At 42.5% G+C, this 11,319-nt stretch carries 11 protein-coding genes and 3 pseudogenes; 4 read left to right on the top strand and 10 right to left on the bottom strand.

What is annotated here, in order from left to right:
- Positions 1–157: 157 nt before the first annotated feature.
- Positions 158–1,150, top strand: coding sequence for an N-acetylglucosamine kinase (locus BJP37_RS12535; protein ID WP_075899196.1), 993 nt, complete (start codon positions 158–160; stop codon positions 1,148–1,150).
- A gap of 38 nt (positions 1,151–1,188) precedes the next feature.
- On the opposite strand, the gene BJP37_RS12540 is transcribed toward BJP37_RS12535, so the two are convergent.
- The 4 genes from BJP37_RS12540 to BJP37_RS12555 all read right to left on the bottom strand — a co-directional run bounded on the left by BJP37_RS12540 (position 1,189) and on the right by BJP37_RS12555 (position 4,445).
- On the bottom strand, positions 1,189–2,160 hold the full coding sequence (locus tag BJP37_RS12540; RefSeq protein WP_075899198.1) for a DUF4351 domain-containing protein: 972 nt from the start codon (positions 2,158–2,160) through the stop codon (positions 1,189–1,191).
- A 74-nt stretch (positions 2,161–2,234) separates the two neighbouring features.
- Positions 2,235–3,170 carry a DUF4351 domain-containing protein gene (locus tag BJP37_RS12545; RefSeq protein WP_075899200.1) on the bottom strand — a complete coding sequence of 312 codons (936 nt, stop codon included), beginning with the start codon at positions 3,168–3,170 and terminating at the stop codon, positions 2,235–2,237.
- 74 nt (positions 3,171–3,244) lie between these two features.
- Complete coding sequence (locus BJP37_RS12550; RefSeq protein WP_075899202.1) at positions 3,245–4,144, bottom strand: DUF4351 domain-containing protein; 900 nt, start codon at positions 4,142–4,144, stop codon at positions 3,245–3,247.
- Between the two features lie 133 nt (positions 4,145–4,277).
- On the bottom strand, positions 4,278–4,445 hold the full coding sequence (locus BJP37_RS12555) for a hypothetical protein (RefSeq protein WP_330359428.1): 168 nt from the start codon (positions 4,443–4,445) through the stop codon (positions 4,278–4,280).
- A 499-nt stretch (positions 4,446–4,944) separates the two neighbouring features.
- On the opposite strand from BJP37_RS12555, the pseudogene BJP37_RS36370 reads away from it, so the two are divergent.
- Positions 4,945–5,049, top strand: a pseudogene (locus tag BJP37_RS36370) (DNA-binding protein); the annotation flags it as partial.
- Between the two features lie 222 nt (positions 5,050–5,271).
- Here the strand turns inward: BJP37_RS36370 and BJP37_RS12560 are convergent.
- Positions 5,272–6,021, bottom strand: a complete 750-nt coding sequence (locus BJP37_RS12560; protein ID WP_143727589.1) for a hypothetical protein — start codon at positions 6,019–6,021, stop codon at positions 5,272–5,274.
- Positions 6,022–6,538: 517 nt separating this feature from the next.
- Positions 6,539–7,018, bottom strand: coding sequence for a hypothetical protein (locus BJP37_RS12565; RefSeq protein ID WP_143727590.1), 480 nt, complete (start codon positions 7,016–7,018; stop codon positions 6,539–6,541).
- Positions 7,019–7,233: 215 nt separating this feature from the next.
- On the opposite strand from BJP37_RS12565, the pseudogene BJP37_RS42445 reads away from it, so the two are divergent.
- A pseudogene (locus BJP37_RS42445) lies at positions 7,234–7,332 on the top strand (DNA-binding protein); the annotation flags it as partial.
- A gap of 9 nt (positions 7,333–7,341) precedes the next feature.
- On the opposite strand, the gene BJP37_RS12575 reads toward BJP37_RS42445, so the two are convergent.
- Positions 7,342–8,178, bottom strand: coding sequence for a hypothetical protein (locus BJP37_RS12575; RefSeq protein ID WP_075899210.1), 837 nt, complete (start codon positions 8,176–8,178; stop codon positions 7,342–7,344).
- Between the two features lie 685 nt (positions 8,179–8,863).
- Here BJP37_RS12575 and BJP37_RS12580 point away from each other — a divergent pair.
- The gene (locus BJP37_RS12580) at positions 8,864–9,295 is read left to right on the top strand and encodes a MerR family transcriptional regulator (RefSeq protein ID WP_075899212.1); all 432 of its coding nucleotides are present in this window, start codon (positions 8,864–8,866) and stop codon (positions 9,293–9,295) included.
- A gap of 329 nt (positions 9,296–9,624) precedes the next feature.
- Here the strand turns inward: BJP37_RS12580 and BJP37_RS12585 are convergent, their stop codons facing one another.
- The 3 genes and pseudogenes from BJP37_RS12585 to BJP37_RS34380 form a co-directional block, all read right to left on the bottom strand.
- Complete coding sequence (locus BJP37_RS12585) at positions 9,625–9,954, bottom strand: cupin domain-containing protein (protein WP_075899214.1); 330 nt, start codon at positions 9,952–9,954, stop codon at positions 9,625–9,627.
- Positions 9,955–9,989: 35 nt separating this feature from the next.
- Positions 9,990–10,169: a hypothetical protein gene (locus tag BJP37_RS41935; RefSeq protein ID WP_143727591.1), complete on the bottom strand. Its 180-nt coding sequence runs from the start codon at positions 10,167–10,169 to the stop codon at positions 9,990–9,992.
- Positions 10,147–11,150, bottom strand: a pseudogene (locus BJP37_RS34380) (IS630 family transposase). The gene BJP37_RS41935 and the pseudogene BJP37_RS34380 overlap by 23 nt, the downstream one beginning before the upstream one ends.
- Positions 11,151–11,319: the final 169 nt, after the last annotated feature.

An 11,319-nucleotide genomic window follows, 5' to 3' on the forward strand; every position in this document is an offset into this window, starting at 1 on the left:
TGGATGCGATCGCTAAACTGGCATCTTAGTAGAACTGGCATCTTGGTAGAACTGGCATCTTGGTAGAACTGGCATCTTGGTAGAACTGGCATCTTGCCAGTGTCAATGTGCGTAGAACTGGCATCTTGCCAGTTTCATTAGAGTCAACTAACTATAGATGAAAAGCTGTGTAATCGGAATAGATGGCGGTGCCAGTAAAACCCTTTGTGTAGTCCTCAACCACCAAGGTCAAGTCCTAGGTCGAGGAGAAGCCGACGCCTCCAATTATCACACCGTTGGTATCAATACCGCTTTCGCCTCCATAGAATCAGCGATTCGCCTCGCCACCCAACAAGCTTCCGCTAAACTGTCCATGGAATCGGTCACAGTGGAAGCCATTTGTTTGGGATTAGCCGGTGTTGGTCGTCCACGAGATAGAGAAGTGGTGCAAGGCTTCGTCGAACAGTTGTTGTCAAGTCAGACAATTCCGGTCACTTGGGCATTACTCCCCTCTACTGTTGTTATTTGTGATGATGCTTTGATTGCCTTAGTGGGGGGAGTCGGTAAGCCTGTGGGAGTTGTTGCGATCGCAGGCACCGGCTCAATCGTTTTTGGACGCAATGCCCAGGGAAACACCAAGCGAGTGGGTGGCTGGGGACATATCCTAGGAGATGTTGGCAGTGCCTATCACATTGCCGTCTCTGGATTACGAGCCGCTATCAACGCCTATGATGGCTTTGCAGTAACTAGTCTAAGAGCAACTAGTCTTCAGGAGCGCTTCACCACCCATTTTAACTTATCAAACTTAAATTATATCACAGATATTATTTATCAGCCAGGGTGGGGTGTCAAAGAAATTGCTTCTTTAGCACCAATTGTGGATCAAGCAGCCGCTGAAGGGGATCAGGTAGCCATTAGCATTATCGAAGATACCGTTAATCAACTAGCAAAAGCTACCCAAGTTGTAATTGAAAGCGTATTTACCCCTGACTCAGAATGTGAGGTAGTAACCACCGGAAGTGTATGGCATGGTCTTTCCTCAATCCGTCAGCAATTTGAATCATCCCTTGTCATGCTTAGCCCTAATGCTAAAGTGATTTGGCCTCGCCATGAGCCTGCTTATGGTGCCGGTTTGTTAGGGTTGCGGAGTCTAGGCAAGAGGCAAGAGTAACCCACCCCACGGTCGAAGTGGGGTGTGGTCTTATTTAATTAATTGGGCAAATGTTGAATAAACTCATCTAGGGAGTTAACCGTTAATGCTGTAGCCATCAACTCTTCTAATTGTTCGAGAGTTAACGATTGAATTCTGATTGATATCTCTGAAGGAATCTCGGAAAATCGCAGTTTAAGGATGCGCTCCAAACTGCCTCGACGTTCTTGTTGGATGCCTTGTTCAATGCCTTGTTCAATGCCTTGTTCAATCCCTTGAGCAACCCCTTGTTGGATGCCTTGTTCAATGCCTTGTTCAATGCCTTGTTCAATCCCTTGTTGGATGCCTTGTTCAATCCCTTGAGCAAGACCCTCTTGTAAAATCTCTTGATACCAGGGTGATTCCCGTAATACTGTCATATCCCACCTCATGATTTGTTGAATTAATGGTATCTCTAGCACAAAGCTAGCAAAGAAAGCTAACAACGGTTCTAGTTGATTTAAGGTTTGATCCCCTCGTAAAGCCTGCACCGCTGAGCGCAATTTTGATTCACTACCACCTCCAAATAAGATCGGGACAAAGGGAAATAGGGGAGGCAAAGGTTGTCCTAATACTAATTCAGACTCTACTTCCCAGAGATTAATTACCCGATAATCTTGACGCGCCTTTAATCCCATGAATTCACTGTCGTAACAGTCAACGATGGTGACTGTGGATGGGGGCGGCAAGATGTTAATTAATACAGGATAAGCGGATAGGTTGTATTTTTCCTCAGCTAAGGCCACATAATTGCGCATTCTCTGAGGCATCTTCTGGTCATAGCGTAGTTGTAATTCATTGAGAATCAGAAATTCTTGATGTTGAGGACTCTTTGCTTTAACAATGACATCGCTTTCGCGACTAATCCATTGAAACTCAGCATCCAGTAACTGAGATGCCCGCACTTGGGAATTACCGGTTACCCATTGCACCCAAGCATTAGGAGCTAGACTGATTAGGCGTTTGCTACCAATATCTACAGGTTTTGCCATAGAATTGATCCAATGAAGACTAATTATTGAATTACGCCCACCCCACGGTCGAGGTGGGGTGTGGCCTTATTTAATTAATTGGGCAAATGTTGAGTAAACTCATCTAGGGAGTTAACGGTTAATGCTGTGGCCATCAACTCTTCTAATTGTTCAAGAGTTAAGGATTGAATTCTGACGGATATCTCTGAAGGAATCTCGGAAAATCGCAGTTTAAGGATGCGCTCCAAACTGCCTCGACGTTCTTGTTGGATGCCTTGTTCAATGCCTTGTTCAATGCCTTGTTCAATCCCTTGAGCAACCCCTTGTTGGATGCCTTGTTCAATGCCTTGTTCAATCCCTTGAGCAACACCCTCTTGTAAAATCTCTTGATACCAGGGTGATTCACGTAATACTGTCATATCCCACCTCATGATTTGTTGAATTAAAGGTATCTCTAACACGAAGCTAGCAAAAAAAGCTAACAACGGTTCTAGTTGATTTAAGGTTTGATCCGCTCGTAAAGCCTGCACTGCTGAGCGCAATTTCGATTCACTACCACCTCCAAATAAGATCGGGACAAATGGAAATAAGGGAGGCAAAGGTTGTTCTAATACTAATTCAGCCTCTACTTCCCACAGATTAATTACCCGATAATCTTGACGAGCCTTTAATCCCATGAATTCCCTGTCGTAACAGTCAACGATTGTGACTGTAGCTGGAGGTGGCAAGATATTAATTAATACTGGATAAGCGGATAGGTTGTATTTTTCCTCAGCTAAAGCCACATAATTGCGCATTCTCTGAGGCATCTTCTGGTCATACCGTAGTTGTAATTCATTGAGAATCAGAAATTCGGAGTGTTGAGGACTCTTTGCTTTTACAATGACATCGCTTTCTCGACTAATCCATTGAAACTCAGCATCCAGTAACTGAGATGCCCGCACTTGGGAATTACCGGTTACCCATTGCACCCAAGCATTAGGAGCGAGACTGATTAGGCGTTTGCTACCAATATCTACAGGTTTTGCCATACAATTGATCCAATTAAGACTAATTATTGACTTACGCCCACCCCACGGTCGAGGTGGGGTGTGGCCTTATTTAATTAATTGGGCAAATGCTGACTAAACTCATCTAGGGAGTTAACGGTTAATGCTGTTGCCATCAACTCTTCTAATTGTTCGAGAGTTAAGGCTTGAATTCTGATGGATATCTCGACAGGAATCTCGGAAAATCGCAGTTTAAGGATGCGCTCTAAACTGCCTCGACGTTCTTGTTGGATGCCTTGTTCAATCCCTTGTTCAATCCCTTGTTCAATCCCTTGTTGGATGCCTTGAGCAAGACCCTCTTGTAAAATCTCTTGATACCAGGGTGATTCCCGTAATACTGTCATATCCCACCTCATGATTTGTTGAATTAACGGTATTTCTAATACAAAGCTAGCGAAGAAAGCTAACAATGGCTCTAGTTGATTCAAGGTTTGATCCGCTCGTAAAGCCAGCACGGCTGAGCGCAATTTTGATTCACTACCACCTCCAAATAAGATCGGGACAAATGGAAATAAGGGAGGCAAAGGTTGTTCTAATACTAATTCAGCCTCTACTTCCCACAGATTAATTACCCGATAATCTTGACGAGCCTTTAATCCCATGAATTCACTGTCGTAACAGTCAGCAATTGTGACTGTGGATGGGGGCGGCAAGATGTTAATTAATACCGGATAAGCGGATAGGTTGTATTTCTCCTCAGCTAAGGCAACATAATTGCGCATTCGCTGAGGCATCTTCTGGTCATAGCGTAGTTGTAATTCATTGAGAATCAGAAATTCTTGATGTTGAGGACTCTTTGCTTTAACAATGACATCGCTTTCGCGACTAATCCATTGAAACTCAGCATCCAGTAACTGAGATGCCCGCACTTGGGAATTACCGGTTACCCATTGCACCCAAGCATTAGGAGCTAGACTGATTAGGCGTTTGCTACCAATATCTACAGGTTTTGCCATACAATACAATTGATCGAATCAAGACGAATTATTGACTTACACAAACCCCACTTTGCAGAGCTGTTTCTGGGGTTCAACTAAAATTTGATTAGTGAAGAGTTGGGCTTTTCAGACTTCCCAAACTTCCTGCTTCTTAAGATTCTTCGACTATAGACTCGCCCTCTATAGAATCGCCGTCTATAGGGTCTCCTAAATCGAAGATAATAATAAATTTTTCATCGGGCATCAGTCGTTTAAGGGTCTGCAAGTGACCCTCCGCGTCAGAGCGGTTCCGAAAACGACGAACAACCACCCGCTGCATGTTCGGCAATAGCCGAATGAGCGCCCATGGATATAGGCGTTGAGAGTAGGACATAGAATATTAGGTATCTCCTTAACTGGGGCTCCAGAGCCAGCCTGTAGCCGGGAGAAACTGTCGGCTGGCTCTTACCGTGGAACGTTTTAGCGCCCACGGTAATTTTATTATAACACAAAAAAATACTATATTATAACATTTTTTGAAAACTTTTGTAACAAATTTGGGAGTAGGGAATCGGGAATAGGGAATAGGGAATCGGGAATCGGGACTCACTCGTGATCAGAATTGCTATGGGTAGTGGGATTAATACAAAAGGGAACAGGGAGGGAGTAGTGGAGTGGGGAAAAATCCTGTGTTTTCAGGTATTAATTAATTAATACTTTTATAGCTATGTGCGATGGGAGCTTGGAGCCGCTACGGGATTGGCCGTAGGCCTCAGCTTCCGCGCTTATGCGATCGCATTCCCGATTCCCAATTCCCGATTCCCGACTCCCGATTCCCGAAAATAAATGCTCCGTGTAAGATTGTGTATCAGCCGGATAATCCACTAGATTGTGGCGCTCGTTTGTGGATTGAAACCTTTAGTGATATTCACTTTATTTCTTGATGCAATAGCGAGTGGTTTTGGGTCTGTGTGCGGAACCTGCATCAAGACAACAGGTAAGCATTGGAATAATGCTGAGTTAGCTCCCAGCGTCCTTCGCACAGCGTGGCCAAACGCGCCCCGCGCGGCCTTTTGGCCAAGGCCAAAGCCTGTGCCACGTCGGCTGACGGCTGACTGCTGTTCGCGTAGCGTGCGCGTAGCGCATTAGCTGAATGGTTAGGTCGGTCAAGGGTTTTTATCGAATTCTTTTTGACAAGATTCTATATGATGATGCTTATTGTTATAAGCATATTGTAGAGCATACTTGCTAGAGGTAGAGATTTTATCCCAACTTATTCGATACCACTTCGATAAATTTATTGGGTCAACACTTTCGACCTGTGGTATAAAATCAAGGCCATAAGAAATTCCAGTTACATCTTCCAGTATATTACGCCGTATAATTCCTTGAAAACAAAGGATATCATCACTTTGAAACGTATATCTTGTCCCTAAGATACTATTTCCTTGCTTTTGAAAAATAATATATCTACTATAGTCTTTGTTGTGTTGATAAAAATAGATGCCATCAGTAAAGCCTTCTACTCCAACTAATTGTCTCCACTTTTTTTCCCACTTAAGGATCGCATCTTGAGCTTTATTATGGACAGACGTTGATGAAGGAATTTGTTTGGCCAAGTTAATTGCTAATTTATAATTTTCATCAACTGGTTTCAACTCCTGAGTTTTTACCACTTTCTCTGCTTGAGCCAACTGTCCTTGAGCACACTGATTTAGAAAAGCTCGTGCATTATACGATTGGTGAGAAGTTTCAGGAATTTCTAGAGCTTTGTTCATACACTCGACAAAGTCTTGATTGATGATCAGGTCTTCCATAGTTTCCACAAATAGTTGCTCTTGACGAGATAGCCATTGCTGATAGCCAAAAATGACTCCCTCACCAGTAATGAAAAGTGTGGCAATACCGATTCCCATCCATAAAAAATTCTTAACTAAAGATCTAGGTGGATTCTGCGGGTTTACTAGCTTCTGATCTTGTTTGTAATTTTGCATATGATGACTTTAGTATTCATATGTCTAAAGATTCTAACCACTCCTCAAGTGATTGAAAAGGATCTGATCCCTTAAAGGCCATTCCTTACAACTTTAGATTTCCCTGCTCTTAGTACGGAAGAGCCATAATGTGGATGCCATCGGGTTTGTTTTCAGGACTTACGCAAAATTAGGGCTTATACGCTATAAATAGCTTAGGGTGCGTTGCAACGCACCCTACAGGTAGATTTTCTGCTGAAATTAATAAAGATATTGTTTCCAATGAGACTTAAAGCTTATCGAAGCTGATTAAAATCAGATTCTTTATCAGGGGTGATAGGGTTACTTGACAGCAGAATAATACGGTGGTATCTATGATTGGGTAGTGATGTAGGGCGGTGCATAAGCTGGGGTTTTGACGGATTAACACCTGGACTCAGCGACGCAAGGAAAGCAACTCTTACTTTGATTGGTTGGCGCTGATAAGCCCTAAGCAAGTATTCAAAGAAGATGTATCCCCAATCTTATTTCCATCAGAAATCCTGGTAATTTGATAACTGTTATAAGAGGAAGTAGGAGCACATATCAGATCAGAACTTACACTATTCAATAGTTTTTTACAAGTTTCCAAAGAAGATGTACCCCCAATCTTCTGCCCATCAGAAAGCCTGGTAATTTGATAACTGTTATAAGAGGAAGTAGGAGCACAAATAAAATTATTCTTAATTGAAGGTGTACCTGGATTACTCGTATGCTTACAAATTGAGTTATTGAGAATAGCCTGAGTATTAACTTTTTCTAAGCTACCATCCAAGCAGATTACATTGAAGCTATTATTGGCATTTTGGTGCATATACCTAACGTTTTGAATACCCGCAAAAACAGGTGTGGGCATAAGCAAAGTATAAACAAATGAACACAAAAGAGTTAATTTTTTCATATTTTATCTGCTCGATTAGGTGCATTGTCATTATTCTTGACTACTGTTCCCGTTCTTTGTTCCTGACAACTGCTGCGAATTTTAATTTTGCAGGTTTTAGTGTGTAAAGCACTAAAGAGGTTAGGGATAAAATAATCGTTACAATATATGCTCTGTATACTTTTCAGCTGATAAACAAGTGCGTTGGAACGACTTAAGCCGCATCTCTATTAGCAATTTCCTCTCGACGATTGCGCCAACTCCTAGAGAAGGGTCGGGTCAGGGGTGCCTATAAAACCGGGAAATTCTGGATTACTCCTCTGTTCAACCATTTGCTAAGTCTGTCAAGGGATTTGCTCGACGAAGTCTTTTCGACAAGATTCTATATTATGATGCCTATAATAATAGGCATATTGTAGAGCCTCATTGCTAGACTTAGAAGCTTTATCCCAACTTATTCGATACCACTTAGATAAATCTATTGGGTCAATATCTTTGATCTCTGGCCTAAAATCAATACCAGAAAAAATTCCAATTACTTCTTCAACTAGATTACGCCGTATAACTCCTCTAAAACAAAGGATATCATCACTTTGAAAAGTATATCTTGTCCCTAAGATAGTATTGCCTTGCTTTTCTAAAATAATATATCTATCAAATTCTTTCTCATTATGGTACAAATAGATGCCATCACTAAAGCCTTCTACTCCAACTACTTGTTTTAACTTTTCGTTCCACTTAAGGATAGCCTCTTGAGCTTGATTATAGACAGACGTTGATGAAGGAATTTGTTTTGCCAATTTAATGGCTAATTTATAATTCTCATCAACTGGTTTAAACTCCTGATTTTTTACCACTTTATTGGCTTGCTCTAACTGTCCTTGAGCACACTGATTCAAAAAAGCTTGCGCATTAGAATAGTTGTGAGAAGTTTCAGGAATTTCTAGAGCTTTGTTCATACACTCGACAAAGTCTTTATTTATCATCAGGTCTTCCATAGTTTCCACAAATACTCGCTCTTCATGATGAGATAGCCATTGCTGATAGCCAAAAATGGCTGCCTTACCAGTAATTAAAAGTGTAGCAATACCGATTCCCACCCATAAAAAATTCTTAACTAAAGATCTAGGTTGCTTTGGTTGGTTCTGATCTTGCTTTTGATCTTGTTTGTAATTTGGCATCTGATGACTCTAGTATTTATATGTCTAAATAATCTAGCTATTCTTAAAGTGATTGAGAAGGATCTGATCCCTTAAAGGCAATTCCTTTCCTCCTTTATGTCTTATTTAACATAGACTTTGCAGTACCCCTGAGGGTACCTTTTGTACTAATAAAGTACTTTTTTAAAAAATTGTGTAAAAGTAAGACTACCAAGCTTATTAGCTAACATCGGTTACTTTGCCTAACCAATCTGATTCAACGGTTCCTACCAACGTGGTTTAGCTCCTCTATTTTTCCCTATACCCCCACACCCCACACCCAGTAAAGCAACAATTTGGACTACTGCGATCGCATCGACCGTCCGTAACTATATGCCATAGTCCTTGCTGCTATAGGATTGACCTTGGCCAAAAGGCCAAGCTACGCCATTGGCCGTAGGTCACGCTACGCGAACGCATTTTCCTACCACACCTAAACGTAAGCATTCAGCTATCAGCTATCAGCTCTAGCTATCAGCTATCAGCTCTCAGGGCTGACGGCTGACGGCTGACTGCTGAGTGCTGAATGGTTACACCTAAACTCTTCCGTTTCTTCCCGATTCCCGATTCCCGATTCCCGATTCCCGATTCCCGATTCCCGGAAATTGTCAATTTCTCTTTTATCAATTAAAATAGTATTATCGGAAGAGTTAAAGGAAGTCCACTGATGAACAAGTGCGTTGGAACTACTGAAGCGGCATCTCTATTAGGAATTTCTTCTCGACGATTGCGCCAACTCCTAGAGAAGGGTCGGGTGCGGGGTGCCTATAAAACTGGGAAATTCTGGATTATTCCTCTGTTCAACCATTTGCCACAAATTACTAAAGGTAATCGTGGACCCAAGGGCAAATGGCGCACTAGTCGTCCGCCAGCTTTAGCGAAGATTAATGTCAATCGCAATCACATTGGCTCGAATATCAAGAAAAGCCCCAAAGACCGGAAGCCAGTGATTTCAGTAAAACGAAAGGGCACTAATCTCTACGGTAATGAAGTGGAAATCCTCGGTCCGTGTAAGATTGTGTATCAGCCGGATCATCCACTCGATTGTGGCGCTCGTTTGTGGATTGAAACCTTTAGTGATATTCACTTTGTTTCTTGATGCAAAGCGCTCATGGGGAGGGGCTGCCTGCGGAACCTGCGTCTGCAGCTGTCAGCCATGCAAAGCGCTAGTGGGGGAAACCCCCGCGTGAAGGTAATGGTGCGCTTTCCGTAGGCGAATTAAATTCGCCACGGGTCGCACTTCTGCATCGCTGGTGGTAGTTTTCCGGCAAATAGGTGAGTCGGTCAAGGGATTTGCGACTATTTCGAGTATACGCTACAGGTTTTGTGAATACCTAATTTCGTTTATATGCCAAGGGATTCTGTATAAAATCACCTATCCAGACAAAACCTATATTAGCGATCGCAAAGGAGCCACATTCATTTGCACTATTCGTTCACTATATGACAGTCTCCTATGGCAGGAGGCACTTCAATTACCAGAATTTCCAAAGGAGATTTACCTTCAATGGCTTGGTGCTTAACTCCTGGTTCGATTTTAATCAAGTCGCCTTTTTTTATCGGCTGTATCTCGTCATCAAGGGAAATATGTCCTGAGCCATCAAGTACATAATAATACTCTGTGGTTTTTTTGTGATAATGCTTTTCGGCCTTATCTACACAAAGATGTATAAATCTAGCCGGTTCTTGAGATATGAGTTTTTTAATCGTGCCACAGTGTCCTCTTTGTTGGGGAATGCTATCGCTAGAAACTATCATTATATATAGACCTTCTTTCTAATTTAAACCGCTCGTTATTGTGGTATTGTTGTTTTTTTTTTATACCATAAATTTAAAAAAATTACAATGTCCATAGCTACTTTTGCCGAACAAGGATTATCTCGTTTGTCCTGAAAATATTCTATAGCCTTTTTCAAAGATTTACTCATTGTATAGCAACCGCCAAGGCGGTTAGGACGCCAAGTGCCAGACATACTCCATCGCATCACGTAGACAATCAAACTGGTTGAGTTGCTTGCGAATTCGACATATGATCCAAGACCAGCATCGCTCAATCTTAAGCATTTAAACAAAATTAATTTCCTACTACCAATCTCTGTAACCCTTACATCGTAAGGCTTTGAGTTTTGGAAAATGTGTAATTAATTTTGTGCACCTGCTTATTGAAGTCTGGTGAATAAGCAGGTAAGTAGAGCAATTGACAGCCAGCTTCCTCAATGAGTTGCTCAATCTTCCCCCCTTTATGAAAGGTGGCATTATCCATAACCACTACCTGCCCCGGCGAAAGCAGAGGAATCAGGCAGGTTTCCAACCAAATCTCAAATACACTCCGATTGCAGGAACCTTCCACAGTAATCGGAGCCATCAGTTGTCCTTGACATTGGGCTGCCATCATATTCACTCGCCCCTGTCGTCGTCCTGACTTCTTCGCATGAAAGCGTTGTCAAATTTCATTTATGCCATAACCGTAGTCCTCCCGATTGTCCATGCCGGCTTCATCCACATAAACAATCGTTTCATCCGCCCACTTAGCCAACTGCTCTATGAAGCTTTGCCGTTTCGACTCGTCCCGTTCTTGGTAGCCGTAGGTCTTTTTTTTCGCGTAAACCCAATTTTCTTTAATGCTCGTGAGATTGTGCGTTCGCGAAGCGTCGGGCTTTGCCCGAATCGCTGATATCCCCTTCCCACAGTTGAGCCATCTCCACCTGAGTTTTATCGCCATGAGCCTTGGCAAACCCTCGAAACTGCTCCCAGTCTGTGATTTTCTGGTTGTTGCCTGGGGGGCGATTGGGCAATGCCCGAACATCACCCGTTTCAGCAAAGCGCTTCAACCACAGGTTGATCGTATTGCGGCTGATATTGAACAGTTCACTGGCTTCGTGTTTCTTGAGTCCATCTAATTCGAGCGCTTGGAGCACTTTTTGACGGAAGTCGTAACTGTAGGGTTTGGGCATGGCAGAGTACACGCTAAGCTAATTACGATCACATCTTTAGTCTACGTCCTAACCGCCCTGGCGGTTGCTATATCATCAACAATAGGGGAGATAATTGTTTTGACAATACCATTTTTGAACGCACCCCAGCTAAATTAAAAATTCTAGCTGGGGATTCTTATGCTAGGTT

It is taken from the genome of Moorena bouillonii PNG (assembly GCF_001942495.1).
Taxonomy (GTDB): domain Bacteria; phylum Cyanobacteriota; class Cyanobacteriia; order Cyanobacteriales; family Coleofasciculaceae; genus Moorena; species Moorena bouillonii.

Excerpts from the sequence above, each read along its gene's own strand:
- BJP37_RS12535 (WP_075899196.1), top strand. The coding sequence starts at position 158 with ATGAAAAGCTGTGTAATCGGAATAGATGGCGGTGCCAGTAAAACCCTT.
- BJP37_RS12540 (WP_075899198.1), bottom strand. The coding sequence starts at position 2,160 with ATGGCAAAACCTGTAGATATTGGTAGCAAACGCCTAATCAGTCTAGCT.
- BJP37_RS12545 (WP_075899200.1), bottom strand. The coding sequence starts at position 3,170 with ATGGCAAAACCTGTAGATATTGGTAGCAAACGCCTAATCAGTCTCGCT.
- BJP37_RS12550 (WP_075899202.1), bottom strand. The coding sequence starts at position 4,144 with ATGGCAAAACCTGTAGATATTGGTAGCAAACGCCTAATCAGTCTAGCT.
- BJP37_RS12555 (WP_330359428.1), bottom strand. The coding sequence starts at position 4,445 with ATGCAGCGGGTGGTTGTTCGTCGTTTTCGGAACCGCTCTGACGCGGAG.
- BJP37_RS12560 (WP_143727589.1), bottom strand. The coding sequence starts at position 6,021 with ATGGGAATCGGTATTGCCACACTTTTCATTACTGGTGAGGGAGTCATT.
- BJP37_RS12565 (WP_143727590.1), bottom strand. The coding sequence starts at position 7,018 with ATGAAAAAATTAACTCTTTTGTGTTCATTTGTTTATACTTTGCTTATG.
- BJP37_RS12575 (WP_075899210.1), bottom strand. The coding sequence starts at position 8,178 with ATGCCAAATTACAAACAAGATCAAAAGCAAGATCAGAACCAACCAAAG.
- BJP37_RS12580 (WP_075899212.1), top strand. The coding sequence starts at position 8,864 with ATGAACAAGTGCGTTGGAACTACTGAAGCGGCATCTCTATTAGGAATT.
- BJP37_RS12585 (WP_075899214.1), bottom strand. The coding sequence starts at position 9,954 with ATGATAGTTTCTAGCGATAGCATTCCCCAACAAAGAGGACACTGTGGC.
- BJP37_RS41935 (WP_143727591.1), bottom strand. The coding sequence starts at position 10,169 with ATGTCTGGCACTTGGCGTCCTAACCGCCTTGGCGGTTGCTATACAATG.